The sequence below is a fragment of the Amorphus coralli DSM 19760 genome, assembly GCF_000374525.1.
Classification (GTDB): domain Bacteria; phylum Pseudomonadota; class Alphaproteobacteria; order Rhizobiales; family Amorphaceae; genus Amorphus; species Amorphus coralli.
Genome location: NZ_KB894572.1, coordinates 312,620 through 327,822 on the forward strand (window position 1 = coordinate 312,620; position 15,203 = coordinate 327,822).

At 67.3% G+C, this 15,203-nt stretch carries 14 protein-coding genes; 6 read left to right on the forward strand and 8 right to left on the reverse strand.

The genetic code is table 11. The annotated features are described in order from the left end of the window. The first annotated feature begins 82 nt into the window (after window positions 1–82). Window positions 83–988 carry a branched-chain amino acid aminotransferase gene (locus C507_RS0109415; RefSeq protein WP_018699438.1) on the forward strand — a complete coding sequence of 302 codons (906 nt, stop codon included), beginning with the start codon at window positions 83–85 and terminating at the stop codon, window positions 986–988. 142 nt (window positions 989–1,130) lie between these two features. Here C507_RS0109415 and C507_RS0109420 read toward each other — a convergent pair whose 3' ends face one another. From C507_RS0109420 to C507_RS0109440, 5 genes are all read right to left on the reverse strand, one after another. Then, window positions 1,131–1,991, reverse strand: coding sequence for a tetratricopeptide repeat protein (locus C507_RS0109420; RefSeq protein WP_018699439.1), 861 nt, complete (start codon window positions 1,989–1,991; stop codon window positions 1,131–1,133). A 102-nt stretch (window positions 1,992–2,093) separates the two neighbouring features. Next, window positions 2,094–2,315 (reverse strand): 30S ribosomal protein S21, encoded by a 222-nt coding sequence (rpsU, locus tag C507_RS20885; RefSeq protein WP_018699440.1) that lies wholly within the window; start codon window positions 2,313–2,315, stop codon window positions 2,094–2,096. A 314-nt stretch (window positions 2,316–2,629) separates the two neighbouring features. Further along, a complete protein-coding gene (locus C507_RS0109430; protein ID WP_018699441.1) occupies window positions 2,630–3,742 on the reverse strand; it encodes a 5-(carboxyamino)imidazole ribonucleotide synthase in 1,113 nt (370 codons plus the stop codon). After that, window positions 3,732–4,229, reverse strand: a complete 498-nt coding sequence (gene purE, locus C507_RS0109435) for a 5-(carboxyamino)imidazole ribonucleotide mutase (protein ID WP_018699442.1) — start codon at window positions 4,227–4,229, stop codon at window positions 3,732–3,734. The genes C507_RS0109430 and purE overlap by 11 nt, the downstream gene beginning before the upstream one ends. Window positions 4,230–4,359: 130 nt before the next feature. Continuing rightward, window positions 4,360–4,566: a YdcH family protein gene (locus tag C507_RS0109440; RefSeq protein WP_018699443.1), complete on the reverse strand. Its 207-nt coding sequence runs from the start codon at window positions 4,564–4,566 to the stop codon at window positions 4,360–4,362. Between the two features lie 261 nt (window positions 4,567–4,827). On the opposite strand from C507_RS0109440, the gene C507_RS0109445 reads away from it, so the two are divergent. Continuing rightward, entirely contained in the window at window positions 4,828–5,016 is a 189-nt protein-coding gene (locus C507_RS0109445) for a YdcH family protein (protein WP_018699444.1), read from the forward strand. A 165-nt stretch (window positions 5,017–5,181) separates the two neighbouring features. On the opposite strand, the gene C507_RS0109450 is transcribed toward C507_RS0109445, so the two are convergent. Further along, window positions 5,182–5,949 carry a sulfite exporter TauE/SafE family protein gene (locus C507_RS0109450; protein WP_018699445.1) on the reverse strand — a complete coding sequence of 256 codons (768 nt, stop codon included), beginning with the start codon at window positions 5,947–5,949 and terminating at the stop codon, window positions 5,182–5,184. 308 nt (window positions 5,950–6,257) lie between these two features. On the opposite strand from C507_RS0109450, the gene C507_RS0109455 reads away from it, so the two are divergent. Next, window positions 6,258–8,180, forward strand: coding sequence for a propionyl-CoA synthetase (locus C507_RS0109455; protein ID WP_018699446.1), 1,923 nt, complete (start codon window positions 6,258–6,260; stop codon window positions 8,178–8,180). Window positions 8,181–8,319: 139 nt separating this feature from the next. Then, complete coding sequence (locus tag C507_RS0109460; protein WP_018699447.1) at window positions 8,320–9,105, forward strand: SDR family NAD(P)-dependent oxidoreductase; 786 nt, start codon at window positions 8,320–8,322, stop codon at window positions 9,103–9,105. A 36-nt stretch (window positions 9,106–9,141) separates the two neighbouring features. Here the strand turns inward: C507_RS0109460 and C507_RS0109465 are convergent, their stop codons facing one another. Beyond that, window positions 9,142–11,394 (reverse strand): CHASE2 domain-containing protein, encoded by a 2,253-nt coding sequence (locus C507_RS0109465; RefSeq protein ID WP_051089733.1) that lies wholly within the window; start codon window positions 11,392–11,394, stop codon window positions 9,142–9,144. Window positions 11,395–11,397: 3 nt separating this feature from the next. Further along, the gene (locus C507_RS0109470) at window positions 11,398–12,522 is read right to left on the reverse strand and encodes a tetratricopeptide repeat protein (RefSeq protein ID WP_018699450.1); all 1,125 of its coding nucleotides are present in this window, start codon (window positions 12,520–12,522) and stop codon (window positions 11,398–11,400) included. 287 nt (window positions 12,523–12,809) lie between these two features. On the opposite strand from C507_RS0109470, the gene C507_RS22340 reads away from it, so the two are divergent. Then, window positions 12,810–13,781 carry a FecR family protein gene (locus C507_RS22340; RefSeq protein WP_051089734.1) on the forward strand — a complete coding sequence of 324 codons (972 nt, stop codon included), beginning with the start codon at window positions 12,810–12,812 and terminating at the stop codon, window positions 13,779–13,781. Window positions 13,782–14,001: 220 nt separating this feature from the next. Further along, window positions 14,002–15,168: an acetyl-CoA acetyltransferase gene (locus C507_RS0109480; protein WP_018699451.1), complete on the forward strand. Its 1,167-nt coding sequence runs from the start codon at window positions 14,002–14,004 to the stop codon at window positions 15,166–15,168. The last annotated feature ends 35 nt before the right edge of the window (window positions 15,169–15,203 follow it).

Consider the following 15,203-nt stretch of genomic DNA (forward strand, 5'->3'; position numbering starts at 1 on the left):
AGCCGACACGACCCGGGCTCAGCGTTGCCGGGGTGATGGTGCCGGATGGCAAAAGAACACAAGCAATAAGGAGATGCCCGTCATGGCCGGCATCGCATTCGATCAGCGCGATGGTCTGATCTGGTACAACGGCGAATTCGTTCCGTGGGCCGATGCGAAGGTTCACGTGCTCACCCACGGGCTGCATTATGCCAGCTGCGTGTTCGAGGGCGTGCGGGCCTATGGCGGCGAGATCTTCCGCCTGGAGGATCACACCGAGCGGCTCATCAAGTCTGGCGAGATGCTGGGCTTCACCATCCCCTATTCGGCCGAACAACTGAACGAGGCTCAGGGCGACATCCTGCGCCGGCAGAACCTTGTGGACGGCTACCTGCGCCCGGTTGCGTGGCGCGGCAGCGAGATGATGGGCGTCTCGGCCCAGTCCAACTCCATCAACGTGGCCATCGCGGCCTGGGAATGGCCGAGCTATTTCGACCCGGCCGAGCGCCTGCGCGGCATCCGTCTCGACCATGCGATCTACCGCCGTCCGGATCCGGCCACCGCGCCCTCCAAGGCCAAGGCGGCCGGCCTCTACATGATTTGCACGCTCTCCAAGCATGCGGCGGAGGCGAAGGGCTATGCGGATGCGCTGATGCTCGACTGGCGCGGTCACGTGGCCGAGACCACTGGCGCCAACGTGTTTTTCGTCAAGGACGGCGTCATCCACACGCCGACGCCGGACTGCTTCCTGGCCGGCATCACCCGCGACACGGTCATCGGGCTGGCCAGGAAGCGTGGTATCGAGGTCGTCGAGCGGACGATCCTGCCGGAGGAGCTCGACGATTTCGAGCAGTGCTTCCTGACCGGAACGGCGGCAGAGGTCACGCCGGTTTCGGAGATCGGCGAGCATCGCTTCGAAGTCGGCGAGATCACCCAGCAGCTCATGAACGACTACCTGGCAGAGGTTCAGCCGAAGCCGTCTGCCCAGCCGCTCGCGGCCGCCGGCTGAGCTGCAGAAGCGGGCAGGGCGGCGCATCGCCCTCCGTCCGTCCCCTTAATTGGAAAAGCCCGCGCGCCGGATGGCCGCGGGCTTTTTCGTGTCTGTCGTCGGACGGTGCCCGGCGATTGCCGGGCAAAGGGCCTCTTTAGGCTCAGGTGCCGCGCAGCGGCGGTTTGCCCGAATCCAGCCGCCTGATGCCGTCCTTGGCGCTCTGCATGCCGGGGTCGATGGTCAGCGCCCGGCTGTAGGCGGCGCGCGCCTTGTTGCGCTCGCCCTGGGTCTCCAGCGCCAGTCCCCGGTTCGCCCAGGCTTCGGCATATTGCCGGTCGAGCTGGAGCGCCTGGTTGAAGTCGTCCAGCGCGACACCGGTGTCGTTCAGCGCCAGGTAGGACACACCGCGCCCATTATAGGGCTCGGGGTTGTTGGGGCCGAGACCGATGGCGGTGGCGAAGTCCTCGATGGCGCGCTGGTGCTGGCCCTGCGCCTGGTAGATCAGGCCGCGATTGTGAAAGGCGCGGGCGTCGGAGGAATCGATGCTGATGGCGGTGTTGAAGTCCTGCAGGGCCCGTCCGTAATTGTTGTTCAGGCGGAACAGGTTGCCACGGCCGATGAGCGCCACGTCGTAGCTCGGGTTGATCGACAGCGCGCTGTTGTAGTCGTTGAGCGCACTGTTGAGATCGCCCATCCGCCGATAGACCAGGGCCCGGTTGGCATAGGCCTGATAGTAGCGCGGATTGAGCTGGATCGCGGTATTGAAGTCTTCCAGCGCGGCGCGGTTGTCGCCGGCCTGGCCATGCGCGGTGCCGCGGATGTTGTAGGCGGTTGGGTCCTGCGGATTGGCTTCCACCACCGTCGTCAGAGACTGGATGTTGACCGCCGAGCCGGCGCGCGGATCGATCACCTGGTTGCCGCCACCCGAAGACTGGCAGGCGGCCAGGGTGAGGGCCGTCCCGGCCAGGATCAGGCCGCGCCAGGCGGCGACCGCGTTTGTCCGTCTGGATGAGGCCGGCATGCGTCTCGTCCATTCCATCGGCGAACCGCCTTGTCGCATGAGGTAAAGGAGAACGGCCGCAGGCACCCCGGTGTTCCGGGCCGCGGCGTGGGGAAATGCGCCTTAGCGCTTCTTGCTGGGCAGAAGGCCTTCGCGCTGGGCCTGCTTGCGGGCCAGCTTGCGGGAGCGGCGGACGGCCTCAGCCTTCTCGCGCGCCTTCTTCTCCGACGGCTTCTCGTAATGGCCGCGCATCTTCATCTCGCGGAAGACGCCCTCGCGCTGAAGCTTCTTCTTCAGCGCCCTCAGGGCCTGATCGACGTTGTTGTCACGAACGAGAACTTGCACGTATCTGCCCTGTTTCGGTCACCATGCCCCCGGATCCGCGAGCCATTGCCTCTGGTGTCGCGTGAGCGGGGATCGCCTGCCAATGTCGCGAACAGCGAGCCGCGTCTTGTAGACGGCGGTGGCTGCTCTCGGGGTCGGACGCGTGGGCCCGTCCGTGGCCGCGTGCCCGGTGAAGGGCACAAAAAACAAGATCGCGTACGCCTTGCGGGGCCGCGACCACCGCCGGCACAGGGTCGGCAGGACGCGTTTCCTACCAGATTGCGGCCGACCTGTCCACGCTCGCTAAGGTTCGGGAGCGGGTTGGCTGACAGGCGTCAGTGCCCGCTGGCCGGGCCTTTCAGCCGGTTGATGTGGCCCATCTTGCGGCCTGCCCGCGCCTCCCGCTTGCCGTAGAGATGAAGCTGGGCGCCGGGCTCGGCGAGAAGCTCCGGCCACCGGTTGGCGTCGGCGCCGATCAGGTTCTCCATCTCCACGTCGGAATGACGCATCGGCTCTGTCACCGGCCAGCCGGCCACGGCCCGAACGTGATTCTCGAACTGCGAGGCGACGGTGGCGTCCTCGCTCCAGTGCCCGGAATTGTGGACGCGGGGCGCGATCTCGTTGGCGATGAGACGCTCCTCGGCGCCTTCGCCCACCACGAATAGCTCGACCGTGATGACACCCACGTGGCCGAGGGCCTCGGCGACTCGTAGACCCATTGCGCGGGCTGCCTCGGCGGTCGCCGGAGCAACGCCGGCGGGCACGCGGCTGTATTTGAGGATGTGGTTCTCGTGGGCGTTTTCGGCGATGTCGTAAGTGACGGCATGGCCATCGAGGCCGCGCGCCACGATCACCGAGCATTCGATGCGAAACGGCACACGGGCTTCCAGGACGGCGGGCGCGCCGCCGATGGCCTCCCAGGCACGGGCCGCGTCGGTCGCATCGGTTACCGTGGTCTGACCCTTGCCGTCATAGCCGAAGCGGCGGGTCTTCAAGATCGCCGGAGAGCCGAGCTCGGCCAGGGCTGGGGCGATGTCGGCCTCGCTGTCGATGCGGCGGAAGTCTGCAATGGGAACGCCGGCATCGGAGAGGAACGTCTTTTCGTCGAACCGGTCCTGCGACACGGCGAGCGAGCGTGCGCCCGGCCGGATCGGGGTGTGCGGCGCCAGATGCGCAAGCGTCTCCGCGGGGACGTTCTCGAACTCGTAGGTGACCACGTCGACGCTCTCGCCGAACGTTTTCAGTCCGGCGGCGTCCACGTAGTCCGCCACCGTCGCGTCCTTCGCGACACGGAAGGCCGGGCTGTCGGGATCCGGGCAGAAGATGTGGCAGTCGAGGCCGAGCCGGGCCGCCGCCAGGGCGATCATCCGGCCGAGCTGGCCGCCGCCCAGGATGCCGATCGTGTCGCCGGGGGCGAGCACGCGCGCGTCGTCGGTGTTACGCGTCACGGTCAGGCACCTCCGCAACGGCCTCCGAGCGTTCCGCCCGCCAGGCTTCCAGCCGCTCGGCCACGCCGGCGTCCGAGAGGGCCAGCACCGAGGCGGCCAGCAGCGCAGCGTTGACCGCGCCCGCTCGGCCGATGGCCAGGGTGCCGACCGGCACGCCGGCCGGCATCTGAACGATGGAGAGCAGGCTGTCCTCGCCGGAGAGCGCCCGGCTTTCCACGGGCACGCCGAAGACGGGCAGGGTGGTGAGCGCGGCGGTCATGCCGGGCAGGTGGGCGGCGCCGCCCGCACCCGCAATGATGACCTTCACGCCGCGCGCCTTGGCATCCTTGGCGAACGCATACATCCGATCGGGCGTCCGATGAGCGGACACGATGCGCGTGTCGTGGCCGACGCCCAGCGCCTCCAGCGTTTCGACGCAGTGGCGCATGGTGGACCAGTCGGACTGGCTGCCCATGATGACCGCCACCGGCGGCGTTTCGGATGCCATGGAGGCCGGCTCCTCTTGCAGGACGGGCGACGTCGGATCGTCGCGAACGGGGGCTGGGGCGCTTGGCCCGTCGGGAAGCGCGCGATTTAACGAAGCGGAGCGGTCCGCGCAAGGTACGACCCGCTTTCGGTCAGGCAATTATGTCGGGGTAGAGCAGGTCCTCGAGCTGGTAGATGCGGTCCTTGAGCTGCAGCTTGCGCTTCTTCAGGCGCTGGATCTGGATCTGGTCGCCGACCCCGCTTCCGGCCATCGCCGCGATCGCCGCATCGAGATCCTGGTGCTCCGTTTTCAGGCGCACCAGCTCGTCGCGCGCGGCTTCCGCCTCCTCGTCACTCATGACCGACACACTCCACAAGACGGCCCGGGCATCGAAACGCCCGTCGCGGACGAGGCCGCACGGGCGCTGGCGTTTTATACCACGGATGGCGCACCGCTTGGGAGGGGCGTCGACTGCAGCCAGAACGTGCATGTCGATTTGGACTTTTTTCTTCTCCGGCTACCCTTCCCTCGCCCGATTAAAAGCCCAAGTCTAAGAGACGGGCCTGATGGGCTCGTGAACCGCTGAACTGATCGACAACGCTCTTTCGGGAGGTAGACGATGACGATGGAATCGCATGTGGCCGAACTGGAACGCCGCCATGCCGCGCTGGAGGAGGAGCTGCACACCGCGATGACGCAGCCCGCAACCGACGACCTCGCCATCGCTTCCATCAAGCGTCGCAAGCTTGCACTCAAGGACGAGATCAACCGTCTCAAGAGTCCCGAGGGGATTCACGCCACCGCCTGACGGTTCTGCAGCCCACCAAGCATTGAGCATGGCGCTGGCGGGCGGCCATCGGCCGTCAGCCGCCGACGCGGTGCGTCGCGTTGATCTCGCGCAAAATCTCGGCTGGCGGTTCTGATCGCCAGCCGGGTCGAGCGCGTGTCTGCCTCTTGAAGAATGCGCGCAGGGTCAGGCCAGAAGGCCGGATATTCCGTCAACGATCAGCTTCACGCCGACCAGCAGAACGACGATGTACAGGATGCGGTAGAACAGCTCCTGCGGCACGATCTTCACCAGCCACACACCCAGAAGCGTGGCCAGCGCCGCCACCGGAAACAGTGCGGCCGACGTCCACAGATTCTCCGCCGAGAACTGTCCAAGCAGGAAATAGGGGACCAGCTTGGCGACGTTCATGGCGAAGAAGAAGATGACCGCCGTGCCGGCGAAGATGCGTTTCTGCAGTCCCAGCGGGACCGTGTACATCTGGTAGGGCGGTCCGCCGGCGTGGGAGACGAAGCTGGTGAAGCCCGAAACGAGCCCCCAGCATGTGCCCTTGATCAAGTTGTGCCCCGCCTTCTTCGGCGCGCGACCACTCAGGTAGACCTTGCGCCAGTGGTCCAGGGTGAAGGCCACAGCGACCATGCCGACGATGAGGAGGACCATTGCCTCGTCCACGCTGGTGGCCATCAGGTAGCCGAGCGAAACACCCACCAGCGCCCCCGGTATCGTCATCATGAGAACCTTGCGGTCGAAGACGCTCCAGTAGGAGGCGACCGCGATGAAATCCATCAGGATGAGGATTGGCAGCATGATCCCCGCCGCGTGGATCGGCGAGGTCACCAGCGACATCAGCGGAACGCCCAGGATCCCGATGGAGCCGCCGAAACCACCCTTGGAGATCCCGACGATCAGGACGGCCGGAATCGCGGCGAGATAGAAGACGGGGTCGAGGATCATGAAGCGGGGGAAGCGACTGGGATCTGAAGAGAGGGACGCGCCGGCAGCCGCCGCGTTTGATTTTTGGCAAGGCGCGCGAACCGGGTTTCGGGCACGCCCCTGATGGGTAACCGCGCGCCAGACAGGCCGGCGCAAGGAAGCTTCGCCTTCATCGGCGTTCCGCCGGTGCCCGGTCCGGACCTCGCGCGTGCGATGCGGACGGCGCCAGGCAGACGTCACGATTGTCCGGCGGGCGCCGGAAGTCCTTGTCAGGAGGATAGGGTCTAACCCATTCTCGCTGACCGCGGAATGGTGCGGGAGGAAAAGCCATGGCAAAAAACGCCTATCGCGCGGTCTACGATTCCTGGATGGCCGACCCTGAGGGGTTTTGGCTGAGGGAGGCCGATGCCATCGATTGGATTCGGCCGCCGGAGACGGCGTTCGACGCGTCCCTCGGCACCTATGGCCGCTGGTTTCCCGACGGCACCTGCAACACCTGCTACAACTGTGTCGATCGGCATGTGGCACGCGGCAGGCCCGGCCAGGCGGCGATCATCTACGAATCGCCGATCACCGGCCACAGCCGGACCATCACCTACGCGGAACTCCTGCGTGAGGTGGAGGCCACCGCGGCGGTGCTCATGGATCAGGGCGTGGCCAAGGGCGACCGGGTCATCATCTACATGCCGATGATCCCCGAGGCGCTGGTCGCCATGCTGGCCTGCGCCCGGCTCGGGGCGGTTCATTCCGTCGTCTTCGGCGGCTTTGCCGCCCACGAACTCGCCACCCGCATCGACGACTGCACGCCGAAAGCCATCGTCTGCGCCTCCTGCGGCATCGAGCCCGGGCGTGTCGTCGCCTATAAGCCCCTCGTCGAAGCGGCCATCGACGAAGCTCGCCACAAGCCGGAAAATGTCCTCGTTCACCAGCGCGAGCAGCAGGCGGCGTCCCTCGACCGGCCCGGGGATCTCGACCTGACCGCGCTCGTGGAGGCCGCCAGGACGGCCGGCCGCGCCGTTCCGTGCGTTCCGGTGGCCGCGACCGATCCGCTCTATATCCTCTACACGTCCGGAACCACCGGCCAGCCCAAGGGCGTCGTGCGCGACAATGGCGGCCACATGGTTGCGCTGACCTGGTCGATGGAGAACGTCTACGGCGTGGAGCCAGGAGAGGTCTTCTGGGCCGCTTCGGACGTCGGCTGGGTGGTGGGCCACTCCTACATCGTCTACGCGCCACTGCTCTACGGCTGCACGACCGTCGTCTTCGAGGGCAAGCCGGTCGGCACGCCTGATGCGGGCGCGTTCTGGCGGGTAATCTCGGAGAACCGGGTCTCGGCGCTGTTCACCGCGCCGACCGCGTTGCGCGCCATCAAGAAGGACGATCCGGAGGCGAAGCTCGTCGGAGACTATGATCTTTCCGGGTTCCGGACGCTGTTCCTGGCCGGAGAGCGTGCCGATCCCGATACGATCCAGTGGGCCGAGAGGGCGCTCGGCGTGCCGGTCATCGATCACTGGTGGCAGACGGAAACGGGCTGGGCGATCGCTGCCAACCCAATGGGCATCGAGCGGCTTCCGGTAAAGCTTGGCTCGCCCACCGTGGCCATGCCCGGCTACGACATTCAGGTGGTGGACGAGAGCGGCCAGCCTGTGCCGGCCGGCACGCTCGGCAACATCGTGGTAAAGCTGCCGCTGCCGCCAGGCTGTCTGCCGACGCTGTGGGGGGATGACGCGCGGTTCCGCAAGGCCTATCTCGACGCCTTTCCGGGCACCTACCAGACGTCGGACGCCGGCTATGTTGACGAGGATGGCTACCTGTTCATCATGGCCCGCACCGATGACATCATCAACGTGGCTGGCCACCGCCTGTCCACCGGGGCGATGGAAGAGGTGCTGTCGGCGCATCCGGCGGTCGCCGAGTGCGCCGTCATCGGCGTGACGGACTCGCTGAAGGGGCAGGTACCGTGCGGCTTCATCGTGCTGAAGTCCGGCATCGAGCAGGACCCGGAAGAAATCGAGCGGGAACTCGTCCAGAGGGTCCGCGACCAGATCGGTCCGGTGGCCGCGTTCAAGCGCGTCGTGACAGTCGAGCGCCTGCCGAAGACCCGGTCCGGCAAGATCTTGCGTGCCACGATGCGGTCCGTCGCCGACGGCGAAAGCTACCGGATGCCGGCGACCATCGACGACCCGGCCATCATCCACGAGATCGAGGACGCAATCCGCCATCGCGGGGTAGGCCGTGCTGGCAAGGCTTGACCTGCCGTCCTGTTGACGAGACCTTCCACCCGCCTGTCCGGGAACCGGCGGCAGGCGTTCCGGTTTAGGATGGAACGACCCCGCCTACGCCGACCCGGCGCATGGGCAACGGTCTCGCCAGGAAGGGGCGCGTCGGATCATGCTTCTTGAGAACAAGGTCGCGATCGTCACTGGCGGAGCGGGCGGAATCGGTTACGCCGTCGCCAGACGTTTCCTCAGGGAAGGCGCGCGCGTCGTGATCGCCGATCTGGAAGACGCAAGCGTCGAGGCCGCTGCCGAGGATCTTGGCGGGCGCGGCGAAATCCTGCCTATCGAGTGCAATGTCGGAGAGCGCCTGGACGTGCGCAACCTGATCGCCGCGACGCTCGATGCCTTCGGCCACATTGACGTTCTCGTCAACAATGCCGGTGTGCTCGGCAGTGGATCCTTCCTCGAGCTCGAGGAAGAGGAGTTCGACCGGGTCCTGTGCGTCAACCTGAAGGGCGCATTCCTGGTGTCTCAGGCCGTTGCGCGGCAGATGGTCGAGCAGATTGAGGCGGGCGGATCGCCGGGTTCGATCGTTAACATGTCCAGCGTAAACGCGGTCGTGGCGCACGGCGCGCATGTGCCCTATTCGGTCTCCAAGGGCGGCCTCAACCAGCTTACCCGTTCCACGGCGCTGGCGCTCGCACCCTACGGGATCCGGGTCAACGCGGTCGGTCCGGGTTCCATCGCCACCGACATGCTGAAGGAACTGTCAGACGATCCGGACGGCCGTCGGGCAATCCTGTCGCGGACACCCCTCGGCCGCATCGGCGATCCGTCAGAGATTGCCGCGGTTGTCGCTTTCCTCGCCTCCGACGAGGCCAGCTACATCACCGGTCAGACCGTCTACGCCGATGGCGGTCGCCTGCCGCTTGCCGGCGTCGTCCCCGTGGAGGACTGACCCCTCTCCCGGCCGTGCCGGCAGCAAGCGAAGCCGCTACTTCTTGTCGAGATCGTGGATGCCGGTCCAGCCCTGCGGAAGGGGGTGGCCCCGAAGCGTGTCGAGACGCTCCCGATACAGCGCCACGATGGTGGCGAAGCGTCCGTTACCGTTTGCTGCCTCCGCATCGGCGACCGCCTTGTCAGCTCCGTCGATGTCGCCCGCCCGGTAGGCCGCCGTCAGGCGGGCGATGGCGTCGCGGAGGCTCTCGAACGCGGGGGACGTCGCCTCCGTCGCGTCGCCCATGAGCGCGAACAGGCTGATCGGCACCGTCTTGCCCTTCACCCGCACCCGGTCAAACTCGACGAGCGCGAAGTCCGGTACGGCGCGGGCCGTCTGTTCGCCGACGATGATCGGCACCCCGTAGGCCTTGGTCTGGCCCTCCAGGCGCGAGGCGACGTTCACGTCGTCGCCGATCACCGAATAGTCGAAGCGCCGTTCCGAGCCCAGATTGCCGACACAGCAGGCGCCGGTGTTGAGGCCGATGCCGATGGCGACGGGCGGGTAGGTGTGGTCGGCCGCGTTGAAGCGTTCGATGGCCTTGAGCATGCCGAGCGCCGCCTTGCAGGCATGGCGGGCATGGTCCGGGTCGTCGAGCGGCGCGTTCCAGAAGGCCATCACCGCGTCGCCGATATATTTGTCGATGGTGCCGCGATTGGCGAGGATGGTGTCCGTCAGCGGCGTCAGGAAGGCGTTGACGAAGGCCGTCAGCCGTTCCGCGTCCATGCCTTCCGACACCGTGGTGAAGCCGCGCATGTCGGTGAACAGGATGGTCATGTCCCGGATCTCGCCGCCCAGGCGCAGCCGCTCCGGATCGCGTGCCAGTTCCTCCACCAACCCCGGCGCCACGTAGCGGCCGAAGGCGGAGCGTATTTCGCGCCTGCCGCGTTCTTCCCGGAACGCGACGAAGCCGACCGTGGCGAACAGCACCGCCGCTGCTGCGAGCGCCGGAAAGGTCGGATCGAGCAGCAGGTGGGCATTCGTATAGGCAAGCCAGCTCGCAGTGCACCAGCCCGCGATGCCGACGACGCCGATCGCGGAACTGACCCGGACCGGCAGGTAGGCGGCGGAGAGGGCGATGACGATGGCGAGCACCACGAACACCACCGTCTCCAGCCCGCTTGCCCAGTCGGGGCGGTGCAGCATTCCGCCGCCGATCACGTGTTCCAGCAACTGGGCGTGCACTTCCACGCCCGGAACCGCGACATCGATCGGGGTCGAGCGCAGGTCGAGCAGGCCAGGCGCGGTGGCGCCCACCAGCACGATCCGGCCCGCCACCGCATCGGGATCGAACGAGCCGTCGACGATGGCGGCGGCGGAGATCAGGCGCTCCGGCGTGGTGGGCGTGTAGTGGATGCGGACTGTGCCCTGCGGGCCGGTGGGCACGGTGATGCCGCCGATCCGGATGGCGTTGACGCCGGTTGCCTGGCCGAAGGCCGTCTCGCCGCTGGCGTTGGAGGCGCGGGCGAGGAAGGTCGACGCGCCCTGGGCCACGCGCAGCGCCTCAGCCGCCAGCCCCGGCACCACCGTGTCATCCACCACGAACAGAAGCGGCACCGTGCGGATGATCTGGTCGCGATCGGGGATCCAGTTCATGGCGCCGAGCCCGGCGGCGTTGTCGGCCAGTGGCTCGAGCGGCGCCGTCACGGCGGAGAAGTGTGGCAGGAACGGTTTGGGATCGTCGCCAGCACTGGCGAAGCCGCTCTTGGCCGGCACCTGACTATCGGTTTCGGCGTTGGTGAGGATCAGCCCCAGCACCGTGGGGGTGCTTGCCAACGTGTCCGCCAGGAGCCGGTCACCGTCGCCCTCCGGCGGCAGGTCGGCGAGCAGACGGTTGCGCTCGGCGCTTTCCGGCATGCGGCGCAGGACGACGGCCGGGCTGCTCCGGTCGGGTTCCGACAGTGCCAAGTCGAATGCGATTGCCGCCGCTCCGGCATCAGTGAGGCGGGCGGCGATCTCCGCCAACCGCTCGCGCGGCCAGGGCCACTGGCCAAGCGTGCCGAGAGAGACTTCGTCGATGGCGACGATCCGCACCGGAAGCGTCGGGTCGTAGGTGCGCGGCGCCAGGCGCTGATACTCGTCGAAGGCGAGATTGCGCAGATGGGTCAGCAGCGACGGATCGGCGAACCGCAGCACCAGCGCTCCCGCCATGATGGCGATCGCCACCAGCGCGACGGCAATGCGCGCCCGCCGGTCGGTTCGCCTCAGCCTCCGGCGCCGCAGCGGCTTCGCGGAGGAGGGCGCCTGCATTCTTTAAAAGCGCCCGACGAGGCGCCCCATGACGAGGTGGGCGTCGAACTCCCGCGAGGCGTCGTTGGAGGTCTGGACCTGGTAGATGTAGTCGGCCCTCAGATCGACGCTGTCGGTCAGAAGGTTCGTCAGCGTGACGTTGGCGCCCGGCGCGAAATAGGTGTCCTCGCGGTCGTCGCCGCCGACGGTCGACGGATCGGCGAACCAGCGCTGGTAGATCGCGACCCCAGCACCGGCGGTTATGTAGTTGGACAGCGCCACGCGGTAGTCGATCCGGCCGCCCACCTCCCAGTATTTGCCCACCTGGAACTGGGTCGGCAGGAACGGCACCGGATCGGATCCGACATCCGACCAGCGCACGCGCGGGCGCAGGAACAGGGCGTCTGAGTTGAAGAACAGGGCTGGGAAGGAGAACCGGCCTTCCAGGTCGACCACCGGTCCGGAATCCGACGACCAGTCCTCTCCATAGTCGCGGTAGACCGCGGCGAGCTTCAACGCCTGCACCGCGCCCTGGAACCGCCCCTCCAGCTCCAGCCCGCCGCCGATCTCGCCATAGAGGTCGGTCTGGTCGAGCCAGCGATAGCCGGCGATGGCGACCGGGCGCAGCGCCAGGCTGCCGGGCACCGGGATGAGCGGTCCGATGTTGCCGAGCACGTAGCCGGAGTTCATTGCCTCGGTGCGGTCGTAGTACCAGCCACCCGCAGCGAACTCTGAGCGCCAGCGCCACCAGCCGAGCGGTCGCTCGTCCCGGAACCGCGCATCGATCATGGCGAAGGCGCTGCCGGGCTGAGGCGCCCCGTCGGCGCGTTGCAACGGATTGGAGTTGTAGCCGGCGCCGGTGGAGAGCGTGATGTTGGTCCAGGACGGTTCGATCGCCCGGCGTACCCTGGCGAGACCCTCCCTGGCCTCGGCGTTGCCAGGATCGTTCAGAAGGATGCGCTCGTAGGTCGCCAGCGCCTTGCGTCGTTCGCCGGCGCGTTCTGCGGCGCGCGCATAGGCAAGGTTCGCCTGGGTATCGGCCGGGTTGGCCAGCACCTGGCGGAACAGCACGGCCATCTCATCGGAAGGGGCGTTGGCGGCCGCCGGGCTCGTTGCGGCAAGCCCGGAGACGGCGAGCGTCAAGGTCATTGCCGAAGCAACGCGAACGACTATCCGACCCAATCGACGCGTCATCGGCGCTTCCGGTCTTGAAAACCGAATCCGCGACAGGCGTCAGCGCCGCGAACTCCCTTGAACGCATGCAGACTACTGGGTTTCGCGCGCGGGTGCACCCCGCTCGACAGGTCAATGAGACAAAAAAGCCGGTCATTGTGATGATAATCACACGACTTTCGTGCGATCCCTTGCAATAGTGATGCGACGAGGCGGCTTTTGCATCGGGTCCGCCCGCGAAATATCAGGGAGCGCTGCCAGCGATGCCGAATCCGAATCGTTCGCCTTGGCGCGGGGGCCGTGTTCGGGCGCTGGCCGTCGCCGCGCTGCTTGCCGCCGGCGGTGCCGGTCCCGCCACGGCGCAGGAAGGGATTGGCGTTACCGCCACCGTCGTGCGCGACGTCAGCGGCAATGCCGGTGGCCGCACCCGGGCACTCGGCGTGGGCGACGGGATCTTCCGCGACGAGACGATCACCACCGGTGCGAAATCCAACACCCAGGTCCTGTTTCTCGACGAGACAAGCCTCAACATCGGGCCCAGCTCGGCCGTGGTGCTCGACAGCTTCGTCTATGCCGGAGGCGGCCGCGCCAGCGAGATGACGGTTGAGCTGGCGCGCGGCGCGCTGCGCTTCGTCTCCGGCTCGTCGCGGCCGCAGTCCTATTCCATCAAGACTCCCGTCGCGACGATCGGCGTGCGCGGCACCATCCTCGACATCTTCGCGCGGCAGGGCATGGCCGTCGTGCTGCTGGAAGAAGGTGCGAGCGACGTCTGTGTGGGCTCGCGCTGCGTCGGCATCGTCCGGCCGGGCACCTACCTCCTGGTCCACGCCGGCGGCCGCATCGAGGGGCCGAAGCGCTGGGATGGTAGCTTGCGGCGGATCATCGGCCCTGTGTCCTTCCCGCTCTATGGCTGGCACCTGCAGCTCGACGATTTGCCACGCTACGTCCGCGACCCCTCCCGTGACGATGTGGACCAGATCGACCGGCGCGACGCGATCAACAACTACGTGGAGCCTCAGCCGGAGCCGACGCCGGAACCCGAGCCCACGCCGGAACCCGAGCCGATTCCGGAGCCCACGCCCCAGCCGGAGCCGATCCCGGAGCCGACACCAACTCCGGAACCCACGCCGGATCCGGAACAGATCGAGATGGACGACGTCACGCCGCCCACCGCGCCCGACACGACACCGACGACGGCGCCGACCAGTCCGACGGTGACTACTGGCGGCGTCTGAGCGGGCGCGAACCCAGGCCTCGGTCCCGCTGCCAATGGGCCCGGATGACCGAGCGGCGAGCCCGGCGGATTGCTCTTTCTCCGCGGCGGGGCCATGGTCTGGTCTGATCTTGACCCAACACGGCCAGCCGGCGATCGGATGCAGATCCATCCGCCGGGTGCTGACCGATCCGCGCCGGCCGTGTCCGCCGGCCGCGACAAGTGCGTGAGGAGCGTCGACCATGTGTTCTGCAATCGTGGGGTGGGCCCATTCGAAGTTCGGCAAGCTTGCCGACGAGACCGTCGAGAGCCTCGTCGTCGATGTCGCCAGCCGTGCCATGGCTGACGCCGGCATCGAGGCGAAGGACGTCGACGAGATCGTGCTGGGCCACTTCAACGCCGGCTTCTCACCGCAGGACTTCACCGCCTCGCTGGTGCTCCAGGCCGATTCCGGCCTGCGCTTCAAGCCGACAACGCGCGTCGAGAATGCCTGCGCGACCGGTTCGGCGGCGGTTCATCAGGGCCTGAAGTCCATCGCCGCCAAGGCCGCCCGCATCGTCCTTGTGGTCGGCGTGGAGCAGATGACGAAGACACCCGTTCCCGAGATCGGCCAGAACCTCCTGAAGGCGTCCTACCTGCCGGAGGACGGCGAGACCCCGGCCGGCTTCGCGGGCGTCTTCGGCAAGATTGCCGACCTCTATTTCCAGCGCCACGGCGACCAGTCCGACGCGCTGGCGAAGATCGCCGCCAAGAACCATCAGAACGGCGTCGCCAACCCGTTCGCGCAGATGCGCAAGGATCTCGGCTACGAGTTCTGCCGGGCGGAGAGCGACAAGAACCCGTTCGTCGCCGGACCGCTGAAGCGCACCGATTGCTCGCTGGTATCTGACGGTGCGGCGGCACTGGTGCTCGCCGACACCACCACGGCGCTGGGCATGAAGAAGGCGGTCGCCGTGCGCGGCGGGGCCCACGTGCAGGACTTCCTGCCCATGTCGAAGCGCGACATCGTCCAGTTCGAGGGCTGCGCGGAAGCCTGGCGCAGGGCGCTGGCCGGCGCCAACCTGACGCTGGACGATCTCTCCTTCGTGGAGACCCACGACTGCTTCACCATTGCCGAGTTGATCGAGTACGAGGCGATGGGGTTGGCCCCCCAGGGCCAGGGGGCCCGGGTGCTTGAGGAAGGCACCACCTACATGGACGGCAAGCTGCCGGTAAACCCGTCCGGCGGCCTCAAGGCCAAGGGCCATCCGATCGGCGCCACCGGCGTCTCCATGCACGTGGTCTCCGCCATGCAGCTCGCCGGCGAGGCGGGCGACATGCAGGTGAAGGGCGCTGAGATGGGCGGCGTCTTCAATATGGGCGGCGCCGCCGTGGCCAACTACGTCTCGATCCTGCAGGCGCTCAAGTAGGCGCGAGAGCAATCCCAGGAAAAGTGCACTTGCGG